Annotated in this window: 22 protein-coding genes and 1 tRNA gene; 8 read left to right on the top strand and 15 right to left on the bottom strand. The window is 69.4% G+C overall.

Going from position 1 to position 24,872, the window contains the following annotated elements; translation table 11 throughout:
• Positions 1 to 156: 156 nt before the first annotated feature.
• The 8 genes from ACH413_RS33045 to cmk all read right to left on the bottom strand — a co-directional run bounded on the left by ACH413_RS33045 (position 157) and on the right by cmk (position 6,995).
• Entirely contained in the window at positions 157 to 927 is a 771-nt protein-coding gene (locus ACH413_RS33045) for a hypothetical protein (protein ID WP_360047445.1), read from the bottom strand.
• A 204-nt stretch (positions 928 to 1,131) separates the two neighbouring features.
• On the bottom strand, positions 1,132 to 2,091 hold the full coding sequence (locus ACH413_RS33040) for a tyrosine-type recombinase/integrase (RefSeq protein WP_360047446.1): 960 nt from the start codon (positions 2,089 to 2,091) through the stop codon (positions 1,132 to 1,134).
• A gap of 117 nt (positions 2,092 to 2,208) precedes the next feature.
• A tRNA-Pro gene (locus ACH413_RS33035) sits at positions 2,209 to 2,282 on the bottom strand.
• 172 nt (positions 2,283 to 2,454) lie between these two features.
• Positions 2,455 to 3,567 carry a sensor histidine kinase gene (locus tag ACH413_RS33030; protein ID WP_396425392.1) on the bottom strand — a complete coding sequence of 371 codons (1,113 nt, stop codon included), beginning with the start codon at positions 3,565 to 3,567 and terminating at the stop codon, positions 2,455 to 2,457.
• Positions 3,564 to 4,196 carry a response regulator transcription factor gene (locus tag ACH413_RS33025; protein ID WP_360047448.1) on the bottom strand — a complete coding sequence of 211 codons (633 nt, stop codon included), beginning with the start codon at positions 4,194 to 4,196 and terminating at the stop codon, positions 3,564 to 3,566. The genes ACH413_RS33030 and ACH413_RS33025 overlap by 4 nt, the downstream gene beginning before the upstream one ends.
• A gap of 65 nt (positions 4,197 to 4,261) precedes the next feature.
• A complete protein-coding gene (gene der / locus ACH413_RS33020; protein ID WP_360047449.1) occupies positions 4,262 to 5,683 on the bottom strand; it encodes a ribosome biogenesis GTPase Der in 1,422 nt (473 codons plus the stop codon).
• Positions 5,680 to 6,312, bottom strand: coding sequence for a lysophospholipid acyltransferase family protein (locus tag ACH413_RS33015; protein WP_360047450.1), 633 nt, complete (start codon positions 6,310 to 6,312; stop codon positions 5,680 to 5,682). Before ACH413_RS33015 ends, der begins: the two co-directional genes overlap by 4 nt.
• Positions 6,309 to 6,995: a (d)CMP kinase gene (gene cmk / locus ACH413_RS33010; protein ID WP_360047467.1), complete on the bottom strand. Its 687-nt coding sequence runs from the start codon at positions 6,993 to 6,995 to the stop codon at positions 6,309 to 6,311. The genes ACH413_RS33015 and cmk overlap by 4 nt, the downstream gene beginning before the upstream one ends.
• Before the next feature lie 127 nt (positions 6,996 to 7,122).
• Between cmk and ACH413_RS33005 the strand changes: the two genes are divergently transcribed.
• The gene (locus ACH413_RS33005) at positions 7,123 to 8,157 is read left to right on the top strand and encodes a hypothetical protein (RefSeq protein ID WP_360047451.1); all 1,035 of its coding nucleotides are present in this window, start codon (positions 7,123 to 7,125) and stop codon (positions 8,155 to 8,157) included.
• 365 nt (positions 8,158 to 8,522) lie between these two features.
• Here the strand turns inward: ACH413_RS33005 and ACH413_RS33000 are convergent, their stop codons facing one another.
• Positions 8,523 to 14,597: an RHS repeat-associated core domain-containing protein gene (locus tag ACH413_RS33000; protein ID WP_360047452.1), complete on the bottom strand. Its 6,075-nt coding sequence runs from the start codon at positions 14,595 to 14,597 to the stop codon at positions 8,523 to 8,525.
• 302 nt (positions 14,598 to 14,899) lie between these two features.
• Here ACH413_RS33000 and ACH413_RS32995 point away from each other — a divergent pair, with 302 nt between their 5' ends.
• Positions 14,900 to 15,340, top strand: a complete 441-nt coding sequence (locus ACH413_RS32995) for a pyridoxamine 5'-phosphate oxidase family protein (protein WP_360047453.1) — start codon at positions 14,900 to 14,902, stop codon at positions 15,338 to 15,340.
• Here the strand turns inward: ACH413_RS32995 and ACH413_RS32990 are convergent.
• Positions 15,330 to 16,364 carry a hypothetical protein gene (locus ACH413_RS32990; protein ID WP_360047454.1) on the bottom strand — a complete coding sequence of 345 codons (1,035 nt, stop codon included), beginning with the start codon at positions 16,362 to 16,364 and terminating at the stop codon, positions 15,330 to 15,332. The genes ACH413_RS32995 and ACH413_RS32990 overlap by 11 nt on opposite strands.
• A gap of 87 nt (positions 16,365 to 16,451) precedes the next feature.
• Here ACH413_RS32990 and ACH413_RS32985 point away from each other — a divergent pair, with 87 nt between their 5' ends.
• Positions 16,452 to 17,372, top strand: coding sequence for a homocysteine S-methyltransferase family protein (locus ACH413_RS32985; RefSeq protein ID WP_360047455.1), 921 nt, complete (start codon positions 16,452 to 16,454; stop codon positions 17,370 to 17,372).
• On the opposite strand, the gene aroH is transcribed toward ACH413_RS32985, so the two are convergent.
• From aroH to ACH413_RS32960, 5 genes are all read right to left on the bottom strand, one after another.
• Positions 17,362 to 17,724, bottom strand: coding sequence for a chorismate mutase (aroH, locus tag ACH413_RS32980; RefSeq protein WP_360047456.1), 363 nt, complete (start codon positions 17,722 to 17,724; stop codon positions 17,362 to 17,364). The two genes, ACH413_RS32985 and aroH, sit on opposite strands and share 11 nt — an antisense overlap.
• A gap of 31 nt (positions 17,725 to 17,755) precedes the next feature.
• Complete coding sequence (locus tag ACH413_RS32975) at positions 17,756 to 18,076, bottom strand: STAS domain-containing protein (RefSeq protein ID WP_360047457.1); 321 nt, start codon at positions 18,074 to 18,076, stop codon at positions 17,756 to 17,758.
• A 10-nt stretch (positions 18,077 to 18,086) separates the two neighbouring features.
• Positions 18,087 to 18,833: an ATP-binding protein gene (locus ACH413_RS32970; protein WP_360047458.1), complete on the bottom strand. Its 747-nt coding sequence runs from the start codon at positions 18,831 to 18,833 to the stop codon at positions 18,087 to 18,089.
• Positions 18,833 to 19,777: a hypothetical protein gene (locus tag ACH413_RS32965; RefSeq protein ID WP_360047459.1), complete on the bottom strand. Its 945-nt coding sequence runs from the start codon at positions 19,775 to 19,777 to the stop codon at positions 18,833 to 18,835. Before ACH413_RS32965 ends, ACH413_RS32970 begins: the two co-directional genes overlap by 1 nt.
• Positions 19,778 to 19,840: 63 nt before the next feature.
• Positions 19,841 to 20,941, bottom strand: a complete 1,101-nt coding sequence (locus tag ACH413_RS32960) for a DUF1015 family protein (protein ID WP_360047460.1) — start codon at positions 20,939 to 20,941, stop codon at positions 19,841 to 19,843.
• Between the two features lie 36 nt (positions 20,942 to 20,977).
• On the opposite strand from ACH413_RS32960, the gene ACH413_RS32955 reads away from it, so the two are divergent.
• From ACH413_RS32955 to ACH413_RS32935, 5 genes are all read left to right on the top strand, one after another.
• A complete protein-coding gene (locus tag ACH413_RS32955) occupies positions 20,978 to 21,451 on the top strand; it encodes a TrkA C-terminal domain-containing protein (protein ID WP_360047461.1) in 474 nt (157 codons plus the stop codon).
• Positions 21,452 to 21,471: 20 nt separating this feature from the next.
• Entirely contained in the window at positions 21,472 to 22,629 is a 1,158-nt protein-coding gene (locus tag ACH413_RS32950) for a cation:proton antiporter (RefSeq protein ID WP_396425396.1), read from the top strand.
• A 63-nt stretch (positions 22,630 to 22,692) separates the two neighbouring features.
• Positions 22,693 to 23,847 (top strand): S8 family serine peptidase, encoded by a 1,155-nt coding sequence (locus ACH413_RS32945; RefSeq protein ID WP_360047463.1) that lies wholly within the window; start codon positions 22,693 to 22,695, stop codon positions 23,845 to 23,847.
• Positions 23,844 to 24,065: a hypothetical protein gene (locus tag ACH413_RS32940; protein WP_360047464.1), complete on the top strand. Its 222-nt coding sequence runs from the start codon at positions 23,844 to 23,846 to the stop codon at positions 24,063 to 24,065. Before ACH413_RS32945 ends, ACH413_RS32940 begins: the two co-directional genes overlap by 4 nt.
• 93 nt (positions 24,066 to 24,158) lie before the next feature.
• Positions 24,159 to 24,656 carry a DUF6319 family protein gene (locus ACH413_RS32935; RefSeq protein WP_360047465.1) on the top strand — a complete coding sequence of 166 codons (498 nt, stop codon included), beginning with the start codon at positions 24,159 to 24,161 and terminating at the stop codon, positions 24,654 to 24,656.
• Positions 24,657 to 24,872: the final 216 nt, after the last annotated feature.

The following is a 24,872-nucleotide window of genomic DNA, read 5'->3' as shown; positions in this document are numbered from 1 at the left end:
TAACGCCCTCGAAACTCGGCGGACCAGCCGTCGCTGTCCAGTGGTTGGCCAGGAAGACAAGAGCAGACCCAGGTTGCGCGTGGCGGCTCGGCTACAGACACCCCGTTCGCTGTCCGACCACGCCCTGCCCTTGACCGCGACATGCCAACGGATTGATCATGCTGCCAGGTCCGCATCGTTGCCCCGAGCTGACTTCTGAGGGCCTACAGACTCGGAGACACTGTTCTTCTGAAATTCTGCGCGAACGATCTTCACAAGTCGCCGCGCAGACGCGGACCCGATTCCCAGCTTCCCACGCAGTATCTCTGCGGAGATGGGCCTCTGATGAGCTGCTCGGTGAGCCGCATCCTCGTGTCGTGCGAGAACAAGAAGCTCTTCCTGCGAGCTATCACGACTGGCCGCCCGAGCAGGCGCCGCGGAGTTCACCAACTCCCCAAGTCGGCATGAATCAGATCCACGCTCGTCTGTCTCGTTGACCTCGCGATCACCAACGACCACCACAGGCGACGCGGTAGCACCGATCGCTTGCAAAAGGCCAGGACCGACCTCTGCCCAACCGATCAGGAGCAGCGGACCGACCGCGTCGAACGCGGCCTTGCCGTATTCGCCGGCGACGACTGGGTCCGCCACGTTCAGCGCCAACGTGACCGCACTCGCGAACATCAACAACCGACGCGCCGGGCGTAGCACTTCGAGCGAAGCCCCGTTGAGCGCGAGGTGTCGAATGCTCAGCAGGAGACCGAGGATCGAGAGATCCACCGCAGGCGCCACAAGCGGCGCTACCCAGACCGGCACTCCCAACCGAAGGCCCAGACTCAGCACGTTGCCGAACCCAAACAAGAAGGTCAGCCCCACGACCGAGGCCATGATCACCGTGACAGCGCGAACGACGAGGTCTCCTGCACCACGTTCCGCCTGGCCGTTCATCTGCCACCCCGCGGTTTGTCCACGATGATGCTGGTCTCAAGCACCAACTTGCCGGTCAGACGTCTGGGCAAAGAGGTGAGCAGGTCCGCGTGATGCCTTGCCAAGGAACCGAACCTGCGCACTGCTCGCGAACGCTCCCCGACGACTGGGAACGACGTCCGAAGCACCGAGGCTTCGAGACGGGCATGGCAAGCCACCTGAACCTCAGACATTTTCACCGATCCCCATGCGCAACTGGGTCTCTTGGGCCCGCTCAGCAGCGGCGCTTTCGCCGTAGTGACGTGGCATGTCCTCGGAAGTCCACCCGAGCAGCAGCATCAGGTCACCGGTGTCGCCACCCGCCCGCTTCCACTCGTGGGCGAAGTTGTGCCGCCACCGGTGCGCGTGCACGCCGGTCAGCCCTGCGGACAGACCTCGACGCTTGATCATGATCTTGATGCCGTTGGGCTTCAGCGGCCGGATGCCGCGATCGGCGAGCCACAGGTCAGGCAACTCGGCGCCCTTGTGCTTCGCGCGGGCACGGAGATACCGGCTGATCGCCCGTGCCGTCTTGGGACCGTACCGGACACGGCGGTCCTTGTTGCCCTTGCCGTGGTAGTGCACCGAGTCGGTGTCCTGGTTGAGGTCGTCGAGGCTGAGGTTGCCGACTTCGGACAGGCGGGCGCCGGTGTTGTAGTAGAGCCGGATGATCGCTTCGTCGCGGAGCTGGACGAAGTCCTTGCCCTTGCAGGTTCCGAGGACCTTCTTGGTGTCGTCGTCGCGGATGACGGCGATCAGCTTCTTCTGCGGTTTGGGCTGCTTCACTCGCTCCATCGGTGAGCGGTCGATGTCCTCGGCGTCCTCCATCAGCCACTTGAAGAACTGCTGGAGGCCCTTGTGCTTGTTCAGCGCTGTAGCACCCGACCGGGTCTCGATCATCCAAGCCTGGAAGAACTCGACGTGTGCCTTGGTCACCTCGCACGGGTCGTCCGCCGCGTCGTCGGCGTCCGGGTCGGGCGAGTACTCGGCGAGGTAGCGCGCGAGCTGCGCGGCGGCCAGGAGGTAGTTGTAGCGAGTGGTCTCTGGATGACTGGCGGAACGCAGGGTCCGGTCCCAATCACGCAGATAGCCCGTCCAGGTCTTGGAGAGACCGTTTGAGAGCTTGTTCAGGTCCAGAAGAGGCATTGTGAAAGCCCTCCGAGTAAAGGGGTCGATGAGCGGCGTGCTCGACCCGGCAGAACTCGGCAAGATCACAAAAAGAGGGTTCTCGCAGTATCTGACCTGCGAGAACCCTCTCGGCCGTCGGGACGACAGGATTTGAACCTGCGACCCCTTGACCCCCAGTCAAGTGCGCTACCAAACTGCGCCACGTCCCGGCCACACTCCCGGTTTCCCGGCGTGCATGACAAATCCTACAACACCGCGGACAGAGATCAAAAACGACCCCCGCAACAGGCCGCGAGCTGCGGAAATACGGCGGGGACCCGAAGTTCGGGTCCCCGCGTCCCTCGGTCCGACCGATCCCCCGATCCTCGACCGACATCCCGATCATGCGGTGGCGGCGTCTCGGGCGCCACCTCCTAAAGTCGAGTCTTGTCCGTCAACCTTCGGCTTACCGGGCGGTAGGACCGCGCTGACGCTGAAGCCGCCGTCTGCTCGGTATGAGGTGGTTAGGGTGCCGCCTGCCAGGCGGACTCGTTCGGACAGGCCGTGCAGGCCCGCGCCTCCGCCGTCGCCCAGGGGCGGTAGGTCGCCTGGGCCGTTGACCACTGAGACGCGGACTGGTGTGGCTCGGTCCACCGTTACCGTGACTGTGGCGCCGGGGGCGTGTTTTGTCACGTTGGTCAGGGATTCCTGGACTACTCGGAACAGGGCCCTGGAGACGGCTGGGGACAGTGGGGTGTCGCCTGTTTCCGACAGGGTGACTGAGACGCCGGCTACTCGGGCTCGCTCTATCAGTTCCTGCAGGGACGGGTAGGTGGTGTCCGAGTTCAGGAGGCCCAGGGCTGCTCGCATTTCGGACAGGGATTCCTTTGCCAGGGCTCGTAAGCGGAGGGCTGTTTCGCGTACGGCCGGGTCTGGGGCGGTGGCGGCCAGGGCGGCTGACTCGACGGCTATCAGGGTGGCGTGGTGGCCTACCGCGTCGTGGATCTCGCGGGCTATTCGGGCCCGTTCCGCGGCACGGGCTGAGGTCTCTTGGGCCTCTAGTTCGGCGGCGCGCGCTCTGCGGGTTTCGTAGAGCGACTGGGTTAGTTCCTTGCGGGTGGTGATCAGTGCGCCCAGGGCTGTGGGGGCTGCTGCCAGGCCGAAGGCGAACGCGGTGGCCAGCAGCAGGGGGCCTATGGGGATTGTCTGGGTCATCAGGACTGGGGCGATGGAGGCCACGGTCATGAGCAGGACCCAGAAGACCTGGACCGGGATCGACTTCTCCTTGCGGCCCAGGCGGTATTGGGCCACCAGTGCCGGGGCCCAGCCCAGGCCGCCTGCTACTGCTGGGACGCACAGGAGAGACGCGAGCCACGGCCAGCGCAGGCGCAGTGGCAGCAGCAGAGAGGCTGCCACAGCGGTCCACAGGGACCATTCGAACGGGCGGTCCTGGGTCATGAGGACCACTCCCGCGGTGACGGCCACCGTCAAAACTTCACGCAGGACCGGCTTCACCACACACCGACCTGGTGCGCGACGAGAGCCGCCTGCACCCGGTTCTCCACGCCCAGTTTCGTCAGGACGGTGGAGACGTAGCTCTTCACCGTCGCTTCGGACAGGCAGAGTTCCTCGGCGATCGAGTGGTTCGAACGGCCTGCCGCCACCAGTTCGAGGACCTGGCGTTCGCGGGCCGAGAGCGAGTCGAGCTGGCGGTTGGCTCGGAAGCCTCGCAGGCGCGGTAGCAGGCGGGCGGTGATGCGCGGGTCCAGGACTGCTCCGCCGGCCGCGAGGTCGACCACGGCTCGGACCAGGGCTTCCGGTTCGGCGTCCTTCAGCAGGAAGCCCTGGGCGCCGAGGTCCAGGGCGGTCGCCACGTAGTCGTCGAGGTCGAACGTGGTCAGCACGGCTATCGCGGGCGGGGTGGCCCAGGTGCGCAGGCGGCGGACCGCCTCCAGGCCGTCCACGCCCGGCATCTGGACGTCCACCAGCACCACGTCCGGCAGGTGCGCCAGGACGGCCTCCACCAGGGAAGCGCCGTCGGCTGCCTCGCCGACCACCTCGACCCGTCCGTCGGCCTCGAGGAGGACTTTCAGGCCCCGCCGCAGCAGGGCCTCGTCGTCGGCTAGGACTACGCGTACGGCCACAGACCCAACCAACCGCACCCCATGACAAAGGGCAACCAGATCGGCCGGGTCGTCACCCGGAGAAACTACTTCTTGGCGGCGCCGGCCTTCTTCTTCTCGCGCACGCGCACGGAGATGCGGACCGGGCTGCCCTCGAAGCCGAACTCCTCGCGGAGGCGGCGCTCGATGAACCGGCGGTACGACGCCTCCAGGAAGCCCGTCGTGAACAGCACGAACGTCGGCGGGCGGGTCGAGGCCTGCGTCGCGAACAGCACCTTGGGCTGCTTGCCGCTGCGCACGGGCGGCGGGGTGGCGGCGATCAGCTCGGTCAGCCACTGGTTCAGGCGGCCGGTCGGAACGCGGGTGTCCCACGAGTTCAACGCGGTGCGCAGCGCGGGGGCGAGCTTGTGCACGGCGCGGCCGGTCAGGGCCGAGATGTTGACCTTGTCCGCCCACGGCACGCGCACGAGACCGCGTTCGAGCTCGCGGACCATCTCGGTGCGGCGGTCCTCGTCGACGAGGTCCCACTTGTTGAACGCCAGCACGCACGCGCGGCCCGACTCGACGACCATCGTCAGAACACGCAGGTCCTGCTCCGCCAACGGCTCGTGCGCGTCCAGCAGCACGACCGCGACCTCGGCGGTCTCGATCGCGGACTTGGTGCGCAGCGAGGCGTAGTACTCGGCACCACCGGAGAACTTGACCCGCTTGCGCAGGCCGGCGGTGTCGACGAAACGCCAGATCTCGCCGTCGAGCTCGACCAGCGAGTCGACCGGGTCGACGGTGGTGCCCGCGACCGAGTCGACGACCGAGCGGTTCTCGCCCGTCAGGCGGTTGAGCAGGGACGACTTGCCGACGTTCGGCTTGCCGACCAGCGCCACGCGGCGGGGTCCGCCGTTGCCGGCGCCGAAGTCGTCGCGCGGGGTCTCCGGCAGCTTCGAGAGGATCACGTCGAGCATGTCGCCGGAACCGCGGCCGTGCAGGCCGGACACCGCGATGGGCTCGCCCAGGCCCAGCGACCACAGCGACGCGACGTCGGCCATCAGCCGGTCGTCGTCCACCTTGGACGCGCAGAGGATCACGGGCTTCTTGGACCGGCGCAGGACCTTCGCGACGGCCTCCTCGGTCTGCGTCGCGCCCACCGACGCGTCCACGACCAGCAGGATCACGTCCGCGGTCGCCATCGCGAGCTCGGCCTGCGCGGCCACGGAGGCCTGCAGCCCGACCGCGTCCGGCTCCCAGCCGCCCGTGTCGACCACGGTGAACTTGCGGCCGTTCCACAGCGCGTCGTACGCCACCCGGTCACGCGTCACGCCCGGCACGTCCTGCACCACGGCCTCTCGGCGGCCGATGATGCGGTTGACCAGTGTGGACTTGCCGACGTTCGGCCGTCCGACCACCGCGAGCACCGGCTGTGGCGGCGCGGCTTCCTCACCGTCAGAGCCGTCGAGGTCGCCGAAGGCTGACCAGTCGGCCTCGTCCTCCCAGGTGCCGTCCAGGTCCGTCATCGTCTTCCCTCACTCGTGCGAAGTCCATCAAGTTCGGCGACCAGTGTCGCCAGGCGATCACGCACCTGCTCGGTGGCAACGCCCAATGCAGCCCGTCCCTTCCCCTCGGGAAGGTGGAACGGCTCACCGATCAGCACGTCGACCTCGGGGCGCCAGCCCTTGGCCTGGTAGGTCCCGCGGCAGGCGATCGGCAGCACCATCGCGCCGGACGTCTTGGCCAGCCACGCGGCGCCGTTCTGCGCACTCGCCACGTCGCCCTCGCCGCGCGTGCCCTCGGGGAAGATCCCGATCACGCCGCCGGCCTTGAGCACGGACTGCGCGGTGACCAGTGCCGTGCGATCGGCCTCGCCCCGCTTGACGGGGATCTGACCGATCTTGCGCAACAGGTTGCCGACGACGCCCTTGAACATCTCCTGCTTGATCAGGAACGTCACGCGCCGGGGCAGCGCCCCGAACAGGATCGGCCCGTCAGACATCGAGCTGTGGTTGGCGACGACGACCACGCCGCCGCTCAAGGGTACGCGGTCGCGGCCGTGCACCCGAATCCGGAACTGCCAGGCGTAGGGAACCCGCCCGATCCAGCGTCCGAGGTCGAACAGCCAGGGCACCGTCCCCGCGGGAACGCTCACCCGGTCACCCGCAGCCCGCGGCGCTCCACGAGCTCCAGCAACGCCCGGATGGTGCCCGCGAGGTCGAGGTCGGTGTTGTCGAGCTCCACCGCGTCGCCGGCCGCCTTCAACGGCGACACGGCGCGCGACGAGTCGTACTTGTCGCGCCGCTGCACGTCGGCGAGCGCGGCGTCCACAGTGGACTGACGTCCGGCCGCGGTGTCCTGTTTGGTCCTGCGCGCGGCCCGCGCGTCCGCCGACGCCGTCAGGTAGACCTTCAACGGGGCGTCGGGCGACACGACCGTGCCGATGTCGCGCCCCTCGACGACGATCCCGCCGACGTGGTCGACGGCGTCCGCGATGATCGCGCGCTGCTGGGCCACGAGCAGTTCCCGCACGTGCCTGGTCGCGGAGACGGGTGACACCGCCAGCGACACCTCCGGCCCGCGGATCTCGGCCGACACGTCGTCGCCGTCGAGCGTGATGCCGGGTTTCTGGGGGTCCGTGCCGACGACGAGCACCGCGCCGTCCACGACCGCCGCGACCTTGACCTCGTCCGCCGGGTCGACGCCCGCGCGCAGCACCGCCAGCGCGATCGCCCGGTACATCGAGCCGGTGTCGAGGTAGCGCGCGTCCAGCGCCATCGCGACGCGCTTGGCCACGGTGGACTTGCCGGTGCCGGCCGGTCCGTCGAGAGCGACCACACCGCGCAACTGACCCTGGCCCACAGCAGCTCCCTCCGAGACACCCACGGCCCACATTGTGCCTGGTGCGGACGCTCACACCGGCACCGGGACGGTCCAGGTGCCGATCATCCGGAATCATGCCCCGGTGAACTTGCGCAGGTGGCGGCTCGCCGTCGTGGCGTTCGCCGTGTCGGTCATCGGTGTCCTGATCTGGCTGACCACTCGGGACGTGGGCGGCGAACTCGTTGGCGGGACAGGGGTGGTGCTCGCGATCGCGGGCCTGGTGGCCGGCTTGCTGAGCCTGCGGGCCACCACCGCGCGTGACCCGGACCAGGCTCTGGAGGACCTCGCCCGGCTCGTCGCCGCGCGGTGGGAACGGCCGCGCCAGGACCCGCTGGAGGCGCGCTGGGCGACGACCGGACGGCCGGTCGCCCCGAGTCCCGCGGAGATCATCGGCACGGGCGTGGTCGCGGGCAGGCCGATCCGGCTGAAGCTGCACGGCGGGGCGGACGACCTGGCGAAGGCTCTGCGCGAACTCCCGGCACACCAGCTCGTGGTGCTGGGCGAGCCGGGTTCCGGCAAGACGAGCGCCGCGATCCTGCTCACGCTCCGGATGCTCGCCCAGCGTGAACCCGGCGACCTGGTGCCGGTGCTGTTCCCGCTGGCGTCGTGGAATCCCCGCAGGCAGGACCTGAACGCGTGGATGGCGCGACGGATCTCGGCCGACCACCCGGTGTTCCGCCGGCGCGGGAAGCGCGTCGCACGGGAACTCGTCGACCGCGGCCTGGTCCTGCCCGTGCTGGACGGCCTGGACGAGGTCCTGCTGAAGGTCGACGCCGTGCGGAACATCGCGCGCGTGGCCAGGCCGATGGTGCTCACGTGCCGCGCCGACGACTACGAGGAGATCATCCGGGAGAGCGGCGTCCTGGTCGGCCGCGCCGCCGTGGTCGAACTGCTCTCAACCGGCGGGGTGAAGCTCCAAAGCCGACGCCATCAGCCTGAGCCGGCCGGCACGAGCCTCGGCGAGAGCGTGCGGCCCGATCCGGAACGTGGGCATGCGGACGTGCTCGCCGGTGGGCCGGTGGTGCCGCACCAGGTCGTTGGAGGTGAACCGGAACAAGATCCGCCACACCGACCGGACGAACTCCTCCACGCCGGGCTCGATCACCACCCCCAGTGAGCCCGCCGCCAGGGTGCCGTCCGCCAGCCTGCAGCGGCTCCACTGCACCGCTTTACCCGTCTCGACGCCCCACACCGCGCCGTCGCTGCGCACCTCGGTCGGCAGCTCGGGGTGCACCGCGACAGGCCACAGGAAGCCGGTGAACCGCACCTCGGTGATCGAACCGAGCACCGGCGGCGTGGCGGCGTCCGCCCACGGGCCGGAGTCGAGGACGCGGACGTCCGGGTGCGCGGCCGTGATCGCGGCCTGCAAAGCCGTCTCGTCCTCCGGCAGCAGCAACACCGGGGAGAGCTTCTTCTTCGCCACCGTCACCTCCGCGGAAACAGCGTTGGGGGCGCCGGGAACGGCGCCCCCAACAGCTGAGATCACTTTATCTTCGGGACGTTCATGACAGGCCCCTTGCCCCACAGCAGGAGGTCGATCCCGTTGCCCATCTCGCGCGGATTCGCCGTCACGCCGTCAGCGAGCGTGTCCACGGTCTGCACGAAGAACGGTGAGCCGTCCTCGAGTTCGAACTCCAGGTCCGCGTAGCGCACCTCGCCGTTCGGACCGGGAACGGCCCGCTCGGGCAGGCTGCCGCCCGCGACGTGCTTCCAGCCGGGGTTGACCTCCAGCATCTCGTCGCGGATGTCGTCGAGCTGCCCCTGCGTGGCCGGGCTTCCCTTGCGGCCGTGCGGGTTGCGCACGACCCGCGGGTCCTTGCCGCTCGCGCATTCGCACTTGGAGGAGTGCTTGGCGACGGACCCACCGCAGTTGTGCACCAGCAACGGGGTCGCGCCGGCCAGCGCGTAGTAGGTGTTGGTGCCGTTGACGGTCAGGTCGAACGTGCTTTGCGAGGCCGTGTAGGCACGCACGGCCGTGATCTGCACGAACGTTCCCGCGGCCGTCCTGAGCAGGTCGCCGGTGCGCAGTTCGCCGGCGTCCACCCAGCGTCCGGCCGTCACCGACCAGAACGGGTGGTTGTCCGTCGCCGTGATCGTGGCCGGCGAGCCGTCCTCCGCCTTCACCGTGACGTCCAGATAGGACTTGTCGTGGTCCGTGCGGATGGTGAAGAACACCTGCTGCGAAACGGACTTGCCGGACCGCGGCTCCGTGGCGACGACGGTGTCGCCCGGCTGGACCTCCTCGATCGGCTTGGTCGTGCCGTCGGCGAGCAGCACCCGCGTACCGGCCGGGAAGCTGTGCTTGGTCCCCGTCGCGCACGCCTCGGGTTTCTTCTTCGTCGCCGCTTTCGCTTTCGTCGCAGCGGCTTTGGCACGTTCCGCGGCTTGGGCGGCCGCCTTGCGCGCGGCCTCCTCCGCCGCGGCACGGGCGCGCGCCGCCTTCTCCGCGGCGGCCTTCGCGGCCGCGGCTGCCGCCGCCCGAGCCGCCTCGGCCGCCTTCTCCGCGCCCTGGATGATGGCGCGCGCCCACTTCAGCTCCTGGAAGAAGGTGACGACGGCCTTGCCCGCCTTGAAGATCGCCCCGATGATCTTCGGTGCCTTGAAGATCTTTCCCCACGGCAGCGCGCCGACGACCATCGACACGCACGCGCCCAGGTCGCCCTTGAGGCAGTTCATGATGTCGTTGATCCCCAGGAACTCCATGAGGATCTGGCCACCGGCCTCGAGGATGACGTCGAGCACGCTCTTGCTCTGCAGCTGCTGCGCCTTCGCGACGTCCTCGGGGCTCGGGCCGGTCGGCTCGGTGGCGCCGCTCTCCTGCGTCGAGCCGCCGCCACCGCCCGCGTCGACCACCGCGCCGGTCGGGTCGGTGAACGCCATCGGGTTGTTCTCGGCGTAGGCGTACGCCGAGATCGCGGGCCCCGGCTGCGGCATCGGGTCGGTCGAGGTGAACCGGCCGGTGTCCGGGTTGTAGTTGCGCGCCCGCAGGTAGTAGTTGCCCTCACCGGAGCTGGAGTCCTGGTACTGCCCGGTGTAGCGCAACGGGTTGGCGGGTGCGGCCTCGCCCGGCGTCAGGGTCGGGCCCTGACGCGGGTTGCCGAACGGGTCGTAGTCGTAGCCCGTGAGCGGTTTGCCGTCCGGCGACAGCATGTTCGCGGTGCCGCCGAGCCAGTCGTGGGTGTACGGGTGCACGCCCGCCGCGGGATCGAGCAACGCCAACGGCTCGTCGTCCGGTCCATAGGTGAACGCCCGCTTCTCCAGCTGGGCACCGGCCGCGTTCGTGGTGGTGTCCACCGCGATCTGCGGCAGGGTGCCGTTGACGTCCCACGACCAGCGCTTGGTCGTGTCGCCGCTGCTGCCGGCCAGCCGCAGACCCGTTGCGTCGTAGGAGAACGACGTCGTGGCGCCGGCCGCGTTGGTGGCCGTCGCGAGCGAGTTGTCCAGGTGGTAGGTGGCCTTCTCGCGCCCGGCCTTGGTCTGGTTGCCGTTGAGGTCGTAGTCGTAGTCGGTGAGGGTGGGGGAACCGCGGTCCGGCTGCACGACCTTCTTGGTGAGCTGGTTCGCGGAGTCGTAGTCGTAGTGCGTGACGTCGTCGCCCGCGGTGCCGGTCCGCTTCTGCCTGGTGCGGTTGCCGACCAGGTCGTACTCGTAGTCGATCCGGCCCGCCGCGGCGGTGTTCTTGCCGCAGTCGGCCGCCGCGTAGCAGGCGGACTTCACGCGGTCCACGTCGTCGTAGGCGTACGCGACCGACTCGGACACGCCACCGCGGGTGGTGACGACCTTGGTGGGGTTGCCGACCGGGTCGAGGTCGATCTGGTACTTCGACACCGGGTCCTGCACGTCGGGCCGCGGCGGGCTGCCGGGCACGCGTTCGGTGCCGACACCGGTGAGCCGTCCCGCGTCGTCGTAGACGCGGTTCTCCACCAGCCCGGTGGCGCCGGGCAGGGTCGTGCTGGTGCGCCTGCCGGCCACGTCGTAGCCGAACCGCCAGGTCGCGCCCGCCGCGGTCTGCTCGGTGATCCGGCTGTCCGCGTCGTACCCGGTGGTGACCCGCGTGCCGTCCGGGTACTCGCGGGAGGTGATGTTGCCGCGGGCGTCGTAGTCGTAGTTGAACGTCTCGGTGCGGTCGCCGGCCTCACGACGGACGACGCGTTTGATCTGGTCCTCGTCGTCGTAGGTGACCTCACGCACGCCGAGCGGGTCGCCGTAGGACGTGATGCGGTCCTTGGCGTCGTAGCCCCACGTGTAGACGGGGCCGCCGTTGCCCAACGCCCTGCGCTCACGCCGGCTGACGATGTCGTAGGTGTTGACGATCGTGCGCTTGGCGCGTTCCTCGGGTGAGAGGTGCTCGTGCGGCGACCGGGTCAGCATCGTGAGGAGGTTGGCCTCGGTGTCGTAGGTCGCCTCGACCCTGCGCCCCAACGGGTCCACGGTGCCGACCGGCCGCCCGGCGCGGTCGTACTCGAGCTTCGTCGTGCGGAAGTACGGATCCCGCACGGACTTCAGCAGGCCGTCCTCGTAGTAGTCGTAGACGGTGGCGTTGATGTCCGGTGCGTGCGGGAGGTACCTCGCGTCCGCCTGGTGGACGCTGTGGACCTGGTTGTCCTCCCGGTAGCGGTACCGGGTGACGTGGCCGTTCGCGTCGGTGACCGAGGTCGGCCGGTTGTTCGCGTCGAAACTCGTCGTGGTGGCCTGGTCGAGCGCGTTGATCACCTTGGCGCGGTTGCCCACCAGGTCGTGCTCGACGTGGGAGGTGAACCGCTCCTTGTCCGCGCCCGGCACGTTGCCGCGCGGTTCGGTGCTGGCCACGAGCAGGCCGTCGTCGCTGTACTCCCACGACGTCTTGCCGCCGGCAGCGTCGGTGCGGCTGGTCTTGTTGCCTGCCTCGTCGTAGGTGTACTTGACGGAGTTGCCGCCCGCGTCGGACTGCGAGGTCTGCCGTCCGTTGCGGTCGTAGGTCATCGTCGTGCCGCGGCCCAGCGTGTCCGTGGTGGACGACACCTGACCGGTGTTGGACCGCTGGAACGACGCCGTCTTGCCGAACTCGTCCACTGTGGACGTCGTGCGGTCGAGCGGGTCGACCTTGATGTCCTTGTGCACGACCTGGCCGCCCGGATACGGCCGGGACATGCGGACCAGGTTGTCGTTCGCGTCGTAGCGGTACGTGGTGGTGAAGTCGGCGGGGTTGGCCCCCGGCACGTTGCCGCGCGGCGACGTGGTCGACTGCATCAAACCCTTGGCGTTGTACTGGTACGACGTGACGAGATCTGGTCCGTCGCCGCCCATCTCGGTCCGCACGGCCGCGCGCCTGCCCGCGTTGGTGTAGACGACCCTGGTCGTCCTGCGGGGATCGATCACGGCGTCGAGGCGCCCGTTGTCGAGGTAGCGGTTCCTGACCTCCAGCCCCTCGGGGTTGATCGTCGACCGCACCCGGCCGACCTCGTCGTAGAACGTGCGCGACGAGTGGTCCTTGCCCGGCTCCTGGACCTCCGCGGTCCGGTCCTGCTCGTCGTAGCCGAACTTCGTGGTGAACTGCCAGCGGTTCGCGCCGGCGACCGTGCCGCGCGGATCGGTCTCCGTGACGCGGCGGCCGGTCTTGTCGTAGCCGAGTTCGGAACGCCTGCCCTCCGGCGAGACGACGGCCGCGAGCAGGCCCGCGTTCGGTTGCCCGTTCGCGACGTACTCGTACCGCGTCACCTTGCCGCGCTGGTCGGTCTGGCTGACGCGCAGGCCGCGCTCGTCATAGGCGTAGTTGATCGAGTGGTTCTCCGCGTCCGTGCTGCGGGTCAGCTCGTCGAACTCGTTGTAGGTGTTCTTCCAGACGTTGCCGTTGGCGTCGGTGAACTCGATCGGGTTGTTGCGCGCGTCGTACTTGGTCTTCTCGTCGAACTTCATCTCCGCCGGCGCGCGCCGGGTCACCGGGTTGCCGTTGAGGTCGTACAACGACTCGTGCTGGTTGTGGTTGCCGCTGACGATCAACGCGCGGTTGAGCGACTTGTCGTAGCGGTGGTTGTCGGTGTCACCGGCGCCGCGGCGGGTGTAGAGCAGCACGTTTCCGCGATAGCCGTCACGGACGATCACGCCGTCCGCGTCCGTGGTGGTGGCTTCCTGGGTCTCGCCGTTCCACGCGAACGTCGTGGCGTTGCCCAGCGCGTCGGACTGCTTGGTGACCCGGCCGTCGCCGCCGTACTCGTTGCGGATCAGCACGATCCGCTTGTGGTCCTGCGGACTCTGCACCTCGGTCAGGCGGTTGTCGGTGCCGTAGCGGTACTTCCACTTGAAGCCGCGCGCGTCCTTGTAGACGGCCAGGCGGCCGGCGTCGTCGTACTCGTAGGACACCTTGCGGTGATCGGGAAGCGTGATCGAGCGGATGCGCTCGTTCTCCACCCGCACCTTGACCACGCGGCCCGACGGGTCAGTGATCTCGACGCCCTCACCGGTGTACGCGAGCCGCGTCGCGACGCCGCGCGCCGTGCGGACGGCGACCAGCTTGCCCTGGCCGTCGAACTCGTAGGTGAGCTGCCCCAGCGTCACGAGCTCCCAGCCCGACGCCGTCCTGCGCAACGACGACCGCACACCCGGCGGGCGTTGGAAACCACCGCCGTCGGCGTTGCGGAAGAGCACCTGCGCGCCGTCGTCGGCGAGCACCACGGCGCCCTGATCCGTTGGCGTGACGCGCATGCCGTACGACCAGGCCCACCCGGTGCCGAACAGACCGGGCACGGTCAGGCTCGACGAGTACACCCGGCTCGACGAGAACGGAACGCCGAACGACGACATCGACAGATCGGTCTCGATCCGCGTGTACGCGCCGATCGCCGTGCTGACGCCGTCACCGCGGAACGCGGGCCGTGCCCCGGTGTTGCTCAGCGCCGTGCCGCACCCGCACCCGGACACCTGCTCGACCGGCAGCGGATCCGGCAGCTCGGTCGTGCGCGGCCGGCTGGCCGGGCTCGGTGCCGACACCAGCTCCTCACCGGAGTCCAGCACGGCCGCGATCGTGACGAAGTAGTCCTTCTCGCGGTCGAGCACCCAGCCGTCAGCGGCGCCGAACGACCGGCAGAACTGCCGCACCGCTCCACACCGGACGGTCAGCTCGGAGCGCGGCAACGTGGTCGAGGCCTGCTCGGTCGCACTCCCGGTCTCAAAAACCCTGACCCGCCAGGACTGCCACGGCCGCGGGTCGTCCTCGACGTCGAAGTAGGCCACCAGCGAGGTGTCGCCGAGCGCGAAACCCGACCGCAGCTCGACGTTCGCGAACACCTCGTCGGCCTCGGCCCTGACCTGCGCGAGCCGCTGTTCGTCCACTGTGGACGGCTGTCCACCGGCTTTGACGCCCAGCGGCACGACCGGTGGCCACTTGTCCGGCGGCACGGCCTCGTCGGGCCGCGCCTCCGCGGGTACCGGCCGGTCCACCGGCCCCGCACCCGCCGTGACCCCCGGCGCGGCTCCTGCCGCCTGCGCGTACGTCACCGCCTGCAGCAGGCTCGCGCCCAGCACGACGACGCAGCTCAAAGCGATCAAACGCGGGCGTCTGCCCGCGACAAGACTCCCCACAGCTCCCCCTGCCCCCAAGGTGTCCACTGGTTCGCCTCAACGCGGTCACGTAGTCCCCAGGTGACCCAGAACAATGCGCGAGACGAACAGTTGCGTGGTTTCGCCACCATTCCTAGCGGTCCTCAAACCCAGGCACCACAGCCATTCGGGCGAGTTGCACAATTCTAGGTTGCATGGGATTTCCGGCGTGCCAAGAAATCACAAAAGGCTTGCCACCGAGGTATCGATCGGTGGAATCCGCAACAGGCGCGAGCTTCCGTGACCGATCTCGTGTGCGCACAACCGATCACATGGAGGGCTCAGTGACCACCCTGGAACAGCACAGCGCCGTCGAGGCGTTGCTGCACCGCACGCTCGCCACGCACAAGTCGATGTTCCTCGCCACGGCGGGTTCCGACGGCTCGTGGGTGAGCGGCGTCTACTTCGCCGAGGACGGGCCGCACACGCTCGTGCTCGTGCTGGAGGAGCGCGGCCGGACGCTCAAGGCGATCAAGGAGAACCCCGAGGTCGCGCTGGTCGTGTCGACCGGGTCGCCGATGGAGCCGTTCCTGCAGGCCCGCGGCACCGCCGTGGTGGTCGACGGCGCCGAGGACGAGGCCGTGCGGCAGCGGCTCGTGACGAAGGTGCCCGAGGTGGCGCCGTTCCTGGCCACGCCGATCCGCACGGTCAAGGTGTCCGTGCCGTCGTGGCGCGTGACGGACATCCCCAACGGGTGGCTGCCCGGCAAGGACTTCAGCGCCTGACGTCGCCCGCGCCCCGCTCGTCCGGGCGGGGCGCCGCGAGCCGCTCGAACTCCTCCTCGGAGATCGGCAGCGTGCGCGACCAGGGCGACCCGTTGACCGGTTGCCAGCCGTCCGGGGTCCACCGCTCGTACTCCAGTTCGTACGGGTTCGGCAGCCGCCTGACCAGAACGGGGACGTCGCCGAAGTGGTAGACGTCGGCGCTTTCGCGGAGGACCGCCTGGTAGTCGTGAGGCCGGCCGCGGAACCTGCGCGACCTCTCCAGCAGCACGGCGGCGTAGCGGCTCCCGCGGAACTGGCTCCGGCTGAACTCCGCCACCCACCAGGACGGCTCCAGCCGCCCGAGCACGTCGGTGGGCCGCCAGCCGAGGTCGTCGGTGGTCTCGTCGACCGATCCGGTGCGGCGCACGAGCTCACGACGGTAGAACCCGTCCTCCACGGTGAATCCGAACCAGACGTCGAAGTACCTCGCCTCAGCTGTCTCCCTCGCCACGCTGATGCGTTCGACGTCCTCGCGGCCCACCGGCAGCACGTGCTTGCCCCGCGGCTCCTCCCCCGGCACCCACTTCCCCTCGTGCAGGAACATCTCCCACTTCCCGCTACCACTGGCGGGACACCGGATCAGGGCGTGCGCGCGGTCGACGTCCACGACGTCGCCCAGGCTCTCGAACTCCGCGAAGTAGTAGTGGCCGTTCACCGGTTCGGCTCGCCGCCGAGCCGCCAGAAGTTCGGAGACGCCGCTCCACTCGAAGGACGCCGGCGACGGCTTCCCGGGCTCGGCGTCAATGCGGCGCGTGAGGTGCTCCACCTCGGCAGCGGTCGCCTCGCGGTAGTCGTCGTAGGAGTCCCGGTCCTTCGCCCTGGACAGACCGCTGCTCGACTCCCACCTGCCGTTGCCCAGGTACCGCTCCTCGACGTGGGCGCTGATGGTGCGGTAGAGCCCTTTGGCGTTGCCAGCATCGGACATTCCGCGCCCGTCCTCGAACAACGCGTAGTAGCGGTACTCGGCAAGATAAGGCTGGAACACGCGATCACCCCCCAGTGATCATTTGATGATACCGGGCAAGAACGCCGTCCGAGTTGCACACTGGGCCCTCCGGCCTGGAGGCGCCCGATGACGCAGCTGCCCCAGCTCGACGCCCCGCTGTTCCTCACCGACGGCGGCGCCGAGACCACCCTGATCTTCGACGACGGCATCGACCTGCCCGACTTCGCCGCGTTCCCGTTGCTCGACGACGCGGACGGCCACGCGGCGCTCACCCGCTACTTCGAGCGCTACGCCGGCATCGCCGAACGCGACGGCGCGGGCATCGTCCTGGAGACCGCCACGTGGCGCGCCAATCCCGACTGGGCCGCACGACTCGGCTACGACGACGAACAGCTCGCGACGGTCAACCGCAAGGCCGTGGACCTGCTTCTCGACGTGCGGCAGCGGTTCGCGATCCCGGTCGTCATCAGCGGCTGCGTCGGGCCGCGTGGCGACGCCTACCGGCCTGAGTCGATCATGACCAGGGAGGAGGCGCGCGACTACCACTCGCCCCAGATCAGGACGTTCGCCGGCACGCCTGCCGACCTCGTCACCGCCATGACGCTGACGAACGTCCCCGAGGCCACCGGAATCGTCGACGCCGCACGGGAAGCGAACGTGCCCGTGGTCATCTCGTTCACCGTCGAAACGGACGGCAGGCTGCCCAGCGGGGACGCGCTGGGCGACGCGATCGAGGCCGTCGACCGCGACACGAACGGCTACCCGGCCTACTACATGGTCAACTGCGCGCATCCCACGCACATCGCGCCCGCGCTCGACCCCGGTGCGGAATGGACGAAACGCCTGAGAGGCATCAGGGCCAACGCGTCGAAGCAAAGCCACGCCGAACTCGACGAGGCGGAAGTCCTCGACCGGGGCGATCCCGAAGAACTCGCGGACGACTACCGGAAACTCAGAGCGCTCTTCCCCGGGCTGACCGTGCTGGGCGGCTGCTGCGGCACCGACCACCGGCACATCGACGCGATCAGCAGAAAGCTCAGTGGTTGAGGTCGGTCCGCAACGCCGCCGCCCCGCGCAGGTAGACGTGTTTGACCGACGACCGCGGCAGATCGGTCTCGACGTGCGCCAGCAACCGGATCACGCGAGGCATCGAACCGGGCACCGCGATCTCCGTCGCGGACAGCAGTGGTACGTCCGAGAGCCCCGCCAGGCGCGCGGCGTAGGCGGGGAACTCCGACACGAGATCCGGAGTGGCGGTCAGCACCACGCTGATCAGGTCGTCGGCCGTCAACGCGTTGCACGACAACACCTCCCGCACCAGCTCGGCCGTCGCCTCCAGCAGCAGGTCGCGCGAGTCCGCGTCGATCTGCGTGGCTCCCCTGATCGCTCGTACCGCCATGCGACCGACCCTACAGCGTCCTCAGTGGACGTCAGTGGTCCAGGACGATGTTGGGGAATCGCAGGGTCAGGCCGAGCAGGTTCACGACGTAGGCGCCCCATCCACCGCCGAGCAGCACCAGCCGCCGCTGCCCGAGCAGGCCCGCGGTCTCGATCAGCACGTGCAGGCCGCTCGACCCGATGAACGTCAGGCCGCTGAAGTCGATCACGACGTCTCCTGCGCCGTCCCCGAACGAGCAGGCGAGAGCCAACTCGGAGCGCAGCAGGTCGCTCGTGTTCAGATCGACCTCGCCGGTGAGCGTCACCACCGCGCCGTGGCGACGTACCTCCAACAGGGCTGAGTCGGGTTCCATCGTGGGTGCCTCACGGATCAGGAGACAGCAGATCGCGCACCGCCGCGAGCACACGCAGCGGGTGCGTTGGTTTCGGCAAATAAGCATCGGCGACGTGAGCGGCCGGCTCGATCGCCGAAACGGCCACCACCGGCACACCGGACGTTCGTGCCGCCGCCGCGAACCTGGTCCCCTCCCCATGAGACGTCAGCAGGTCCACGATCGCCAGTGCCGGTGGACTCTGAAGAGCCTCCCGCGCGGCAGGGACTGTCGTCACGAGCGTGACGTCGTACCCCTCCGCGTGCAGGAACGCGGCGAGCGACTGACCGGAGAACCGGTCGCCGTCCAGAAGCAGCACGCGCGGGTGTCCCGGAGGCGCGGGCAGGTCCGGGACACCCGCACGCGACCAGACCCGCACGAGCGCTCGCACGACCGTGCCGGGCCAGGTCGGTTTGCCGGGCCGCACCTGCACCTCGTCGGCGATGCCGAACAGCAGGCGCAGACCCAGCGGCCGGGCGGCGGTGCCGGCCTCGAGGTCGAACACGCCGTCGTCCTCGATGGTCAGCAGCACGGCGTGATCGCGCGGCTCCCACGTCACCCCGACGACGGACGCCCCCGCGCGCCGCACCGCGTTGTCCGCCGCCTCGGCCACCGCGAGCAGCACGTCCCGCGCGTCGTCGCCGTGCAGCCCGGACTCACCGGCAAGACCCCGCACGAAGGCCCGGATCTCCGGCAACGACCCTGGTGTCGCCGGAAACCAGCGGGTCCGCGCGCTCATCACGCGGCGTGCGACGGGACCGCCAGCAACGGCGTGATCAGCTCCCGCAACGTGGTCGCACGGCGTCTGCCCGCTTCGGCGTGCAACGGATCGAGCTTCTTGCGCGTGCGGGCGGACATCATGTCCCCGGTCTGCACCACGGCCAGCGCCGCCGTCACCGCCGCCTCGTCCGCGTCCCCTTCCAGGAGGTGGTTGAGCGACAACGCGATCAGCGCGAACGTGCGGCTGCGCGCCATGTCGTCCCGATACCCCGTCACGGCCTGCCGCAACGACTTGATGGCCGGCCGCGCGAACCCGCGGTCGACGGTGCTCGCGAGAGACGTGTAGACGGCACCGGTGATGCCCGCGAGGTCGTGCACGTCGAAGAACGCCGCCCACGGCGCGGCACGGTCCACGTCCGCCCGCGCGAACTCGTCGTGCGCACGCCCCAGCAACGCCAGCGCGGCCACCCGATCTCCCATCTCGGCGTGGCACCAGGCCTGGTTCGCGGCCAGGATCGCGTTCGTGTGGTGGTTGTTCGCGACGATCCCCGCGAGCCGGAACATGCCGAGCGCTTCGGCGGGTCCACCGTGGTGCAGGTGGACCCGCCCCATCCGATAGCGGATGTTCGCCACCAGGTCCTCGTCCTGGGCGAAGTCGAGGGCGAGGAGGAAGTGGCGGTGCGCGGACCCTCCCAGTCCGGCGTCGAAGGCGGTCCACCCGGCGAGCGCGTGCAGTTCCGCGATGGCGCTGCGGAAGTCCCGGCGAACGGCGGCACTGGCCGAGTGCGCGAAAGCCTTGTCACACCAGGACAACATCGCCTGCACCTGCGTACGGCACGCCCCACCCCCGTAGCGGTAGTCGACCGCGCGCAACGCCGACGTCATCGCCCTCAGATGCCTGACGTGCACGTGCCCGATCTTGGCGTGGGGCGGCGGCAACGAGGGTTCGGCGTCGTCATGCATTGGACGATTTTCAACGCGTGTTTGATCGGGGACCAGGGTCGAACGAACCCGCCGGGCAGGGCCCTACGGTGACAGGTCGGCCAGCAGAAGTCCGCTCCGCGGCTTCGGGGTGAAATAGGTGCTCTTGCGCGGCATCTTGGTGCCCGCCAGCACCTCCCGCAACGGCACGGGCGCGATCAGCAGCACCGCCTCGGCCTCCACGGACGGATCCACGACGGCCCGCACGCACGGACTCTCCGGATCGAGCCCGAGCGCCTCGCCCAGCAGCACCGACTCGACGACCGCGTGGTCGATCCCTCGCCCCGCGGGCAGTTCGACCCGCAGCACCTCGTCCGCGCACCGCACCACGACGACACCCGGTTCCGGAGCGACGACGTACGGCAACGACGTCACCGTCAGCCCGACCCGTTCCCACGCCGTCACGAGATCGGCCGTGCCGAACCCGGTGCCGACGATCGCGCGGTGGATCGGCCCGACCCGCAGCCCCGGCCCGGACGTGACGAGCGCCAGCAACCCGGCCAGCCCCGCCTCCCGCGCCGCCGCGACCCGGTGGTTGCCGTCCGCGACGAGCAACGGATGCGCGCCCGCCGCCTCGAGGAACCGCTCCTGCAACTCCCCCGGCCCGACCAGCCACACCCAGTGCCGCCGCCCGCCCGAGTCCACGAGCGACACGGCCGGATCGCCGGTCATGCCGAGCACCAGGTCCGTCAGTCCGTCGTGCGGGGTGATCGGGATGAGCATGGCCGCGCTCGTCGCGATGCCCAGCGACGCCAGCACCTGAGCGCGTTCGGCGACCACGTTCGGATAGACGTCCTCGGTGTGCGCGATCCCGTCCGGGTCGACCAGGCACAGCAGACCGCACGCCGTCCCGTCCGGTCCGTCCACCCGGTACGGCGCGACGACGTCGGTGACCTCGGTGTACGCCCGCCGGATCAGCGCCGCGAGCTCGGCGCGGGCGTGCGGCAGGGCGTCGAGCAGCCCGGTGCCCGACGCCAGGGCGGCCGGCGTGCGATGGGGGTGCTGGACGGCCAGCAACGTGCCGTGCGGGGCTCTCGCGAGCGCCCCGATCACCTGGCCGGGTTCGGCGAACTCGTCGACGTCGGGACCGGGCACGCGCTCACGCACCACCCAGCCGCGACGCACGGGACGTACACGCAGCGTCATCCTCACCTCCTGGGACATCGACGTATCATGATCTGTGTGAACGTAGAGATCACGCCCCTGCCGGGCATCGGGACGCGCCAGGACTTCATGATCCGCGCCGGACGCCGAGTCGGCGTGATCACCTACCGGGACGGCCGGTTCGAGCTGATCCTGTCCAAGGCGTCGGATCCCGACTCCTGCGCCGCCTCGATACCCCTTTCGCCGGAAGAGGCGAACACGCTCGCGGGCCTGCTCGGCGCGCCGCAGCTCGTCGCCCACCTGCGCGAGGAGACCCGCGACATCGCGGGCATCACGACCCGTCAGCTGCCGGTGACCGCCTTCGCGAACCGCTCGCTGGGCGAGACCGCTCTGCGCACGAGGACCGGTGCGTCCATCGTGGCCGTCGTGCGCTCGGGCAACGCGCATCCGTCGCCCGGCCCCGACTTCCTCTTCGAAAACGGTGACCTCGCGGTCGTCGTCGGCACCGCGGAGGGCCTCGACGCCGCCGCTGAGATCCTCCACGGCGGTTAAGCACAGTGCCCGAGACAACAATGGCCATGATCCAGCTCGGCGCGGTGTTCTTCGGCCTCGGTCTGCTGGGTCGGGTCGCGCGGCGTGCCGGAATCTCCCCCATCCCGCTGTACCTGATCGGCGGGCTCGCGTTCGGCCAGGGCGGGTTCGTCCCGTTACACGGCATCGAGGAGTTCACGCACATCGCCAGCGAGATCGGCGTGGTGCTGCTGCTCCTGCTGCTCGGCCTGGAGTACTCGGCGTCCGAGCTCACCACCGGGCTGAAGAAGTCCTGGATGGCCGGCGTGCTCGACCTGGTGCTGAACTCGGCGCCGGGCGCGATCGCGGCGATCCTGCTCGGCTGGGGCACGGTCGGGGCGCTGGCGATGGCGGGCGTCACGTACATCTCGTCGTCGGGCATCGTCGCGAAGGTGCTCGGCGACCTCGGCCGGTTGGGCAACCGCGAGACACCGGTCGTGCTGTCCGTGCTCGTGTTCGAGGACCTCGCGATGGCCGTGTACCTGCCGGTGCTCACCGCCGTGCTGGCGGGCGTGAGCTTCCTCGGCGGACTCACCTCGGTCGGCATCTCGCTGTTCGCGATCACCGTGGTCCTGGTGGTGGCGTTGAAGTACGGCCGGTTCATCTCGGCCATTGTGGACAGTCCGGACCACGAGGTGTTCCTGCTCAAGCTGCTCGGCTCGGCCCTGCTCGTCGCGGGCATCGCCTCGCAGCTGCAGGTCTCCGCGGCGGTCGGCGCGTTCCTGCTCGGCATCGCGATCTCGGGGTCGACCGCCGAGAACGCGACGCGCCTGCTGGAGCCGCTGCGCGACCTGTTCGCCGCGATGTTCTTCGTCGTGTTCGGACTGAACACCGACCCGCGCTCGATTCCCCCCGTTCTGGGCATCGCCATCGCTCTCGCCGCCGTCACGACCGCGACGAAGGTGTTCACCGGCTGGTGGGCGGCGCGCAGGCAGGGCATCGGCAAGATGGGCCGCATGCGTGCGGGCGTGGCACTGGTGGCGCGCGGCGAGTTCTCCATCGTCATCGCCGGGCTGGCCGTGGCCTCGGGCCAGGTCGCCGACGAGCTGGCAGCCCTGGCCACCGCGTACGTGCTGCTGATGGCCATCCTCGGGCCCATCGCGGCGAAGTACGTTGAGCCAATCGGTGAATTCTTTCAGCGCAGACGGCAAATGGCCTGAAACAACTGCCCCGATGTGACGACTCTCTAGTGAGGGCTAGACGGAGAGTAGGGGCGAATCGTCATGACCGAACCCGCGGAAGTGGAGACCACCGGCCGGTTCCTGGTGCTGTTGCAGGAAGACGCCGTCGAAGAAGGCCTGGCCGAGCTCGGCGAGTTCGCCGGGTTCAACCCGAACACCGGTGAGATCGGCTCGGACACGCTGCAGGTGTTCCCGGAGCTCGGCGTCGCCGTGGTGTCCGGTGACCCGAACCTGCTGGGCCAGCTGAACGGGGCCGTCGACGGTCCGGGCGCGGTGCTGGTCGTCGAACCGGAGCGCGTCGTGCACGCGTTCGCCGCACCGGCGGAGGAAGAGCCGGAGGCCGCGGCCGACGAGTCAGTGCTGACCTGGGGGCTGCAGGCGGTCGGCGCGGACGTCAGCACGGCCACCGGCAAGGGCGTCAAGATCGCCGTCCTGGACACCGGCTTCGAGCAGAACCACCCGGACTTCGCGGGCCGCACCATCACCACGAAGTCGTTCATCACCGGCGAGGACGTGCAGGACGGCCACGGCCACGGCACGCACTGCATCGGCACGTCCTCGGGCCCGCGCAAGCCGGCCACCCTGCCCGGCTACGGCATCGCCTACGAGGCGGAGATCTTCGCGGGCAAGGTCCTGTCGAACGCCGGCTCCGGCAGCGACGGCGGCATCCTCGCGGGCATCGACTGGGCGATCACGAACGGCTGCGCCGTCATCTCGATGTCCCTGGGCGCCGACGTCCCGGCGGGCACGCCGTACTCGCAGATCTACGAGACCGTGGCCCAGCGCGCGATGGCCAAGGGCACGCTGATCATCGCCGCGGCGGGCAACGCCTCGACCCGCCCGGCCCGCATCGCGCCGGTGGGCCACCCCGCACGCTGCCCCAGCATCATCGCCGTGGCCGCGATCGACGTGAACCGGGCGATCGCGTCGTTCTCGTCAGGCTCGGCGGACAGGATCGGCCAGATCGACGTCTGCGCCCCCGGCGTGGACGTCTACTCGTCGTTCAAGCTCCCGCAGAAGTACTCCCGCCTGCGCGGCACCTCGATGGCGACCCCGCACGTGGCAGGCGTGGCAGTCCTGATCGCGGAACGAACCGGCGCCCGAGGCTTCGAACTGTGGGCCCGCCTGGCCGGCACCGCACTACGCCTCCCCCTGCCGTCCACCGACATCGGCACCGGACTCGTCCAGGCGCCATGACCGCTTCGGTGGACCAGGTGATGGTCTCCGTGAAGGACGGCAGCCTCCCGCAGGTCCTCGACGACCTGCGGGAGGCGGGCCTGGTGGTCGACACGGTCCTGGAAGCCCTGGGCGTGGTCACCGGCACCGCCGAGGTCAGAGCCATCCCAGCGCTGCAGGCGGTACCGGGAGTCATCGACGTAGAACGACAGTGGCGCGTGCAGCTCCCGCCGTACTGACTAGGCTCTGCACCGACCCCACACACGACTGATCGAACAAGTGTTCTATGCTGTGCGCGGGGTCACGTCGTTGCGCAGAGAGGAAACCTGATCGTGTCGGACACGCTCACCGAGGTGCAGGCAGTCGAGGAGACCGTCGTGGAGGAGACTCCGGCGCCGGCGGCCCCCGCGGCCGAGAAGGCCGAGGCTCCGAAGCCCGTGGAGGCTCCGAAGACCGAGGCTCCGAAGCCCGTGGAGGCTCCGAAGACCGAGGCTCCCAAGGCAGAGGCCCCCAAGGCCGAGAAGCCGAAGGCAGGCCGCCCGAAGAGCACGGCGAAGAAGACCCGGACCGTAGAGCTCACGCTCACGGTGACGGGCACCGCCGAGGGCGAATGGCAGGCAGACCTGGTCCACGGCACGCAGCGCGTCGTGTCGGGCCTGGTGATCCCGGCCATCTCCGTCGCGAAGGCGGCCAAGGAACTGCACGAGGACATCGCAGAAGGCATCGAGTCGGTGCTGGAAGCGGCCCGCGACCAGCACCGCACCCGCATGGAGGAGCTGGAAGCCGAACTGGCCAGGGTGAAGGCCCAGCTGGCGGAGCTCTCCGACTAGTTCCAGCAAGACACGAAAGGGCGGCCCGCACAACGCGAGCCGCCCTTTCGCATACACACAGACGACACAACACATGACCAAACGCGAAGCCGAAGGCGAGCCGTCCTTACCAAGCGGGCTGGGCGGTGGGGTCCCGTCACGAGTCGCGCCATAGCTCTTGCTGCATCAGAGAGGTCAGGTCAAGTCGACACGCTTTTCGTCGACTTGACCTGACCT

This window comes from Lentzea sp. NPDC020367 (genome assembly GCF_044387305.1).
Lineage (GTDB): Bacteria > Actinomycetota > Actinomycetes > Mycobacteriales > Pseudonocardiaceae > Lentzea.
The sequence above is the reverse complement of the archived record's forward strand: the minus strand, read 5'-3'. Positions and strand labels throughout refer to the sequence as shown.

Bases quoted from the DNA above. Each gene is read 5' to 3' on its own strand.
- ACH413_RS32940 (WP_360047464.1), top strand. From the start codon at position 23,844: ATGACCGCTTCGGTGGACCAGGTGATGGTCTCCGTGAAGGACGGCAGC.
- ACH413_RS32950 (WP_396425396.1), top strand. From the start codon at position 21,472: ATGGCCATGATCCAGCTCGGCGCGGTGTTCTTCGGCCTCGGTCTGCTG.
- ACH413_RS32960 (WP_360047460.1), bottom strand. From the start codon at position 20,941: ATGACGCTGCGTGTACGTCCCGTGCGTCGCGGCTGGGTGGTGCGTGAG.
- aroH (WP_360047456.1), bottom strand. From the start codon at position 17,724: ATGGCGGTACGAGCGATCAGGGGAGCCACGCAGATCGACGCGGACTCG.
- ACH413_RS32970 (WP_360047458.1), bottom strand. From the start codon at position 18,833: ATGAGCGCGCGGACCCGCTGGTTTCCGGCGACACCAGGGTCGTTGCCG.
- ACH413_RS33040 (WP_360047446.1), bottom strand. From the start codon at position 2,091: ATGCCTCTTCTGGACCTGAACAAGCTCTCAAACGGTCTCTCCAAGACC.
- ACH413_RS32965 (WP_360047459.1), bottom strand. From the start codon at position 19,777: ATGCATGACGACGCCGAACCCTCGTTGCCGCCGCCCCACGCCAAGATC.
- ACH413_RS32975 (WP_360047457.1), bottom strand. From the start codon at position 18,076: ATGGAACCCGACTCAGCCCTGTTGGAGGTACGTCGCCACGGCGCGGTG.
- ACH413_RS32985 (WP_360047455.1), top strand. From the start codon at position 16,452: ATGACGCAGCTGCCCCAGCTCGACGCCCCGCTGTTCCTCACCGACGGC.
- der (WP_360047449.1), bottom strand. From the start codon at position 5,683: ATGACGGACCTGGACGGCACCTGGGAGGACGAGGCCGACTGGTCAGCC.
- ACH413_RS32945 (WP_360047463.1), top strand. From the start codon at position 22,693: ATGACCGAACCCGCGGAAGTGGAGACCACCGGCCGGTTCCTGGTGCTG.
- ACH413_RS33045 (WP_360047445.1), bottom strand. From the start codon at position 927: ATGAACGGCCAGGCGGAACGTGGTGCAGGAGACCTCGTCGTTCGCGCT.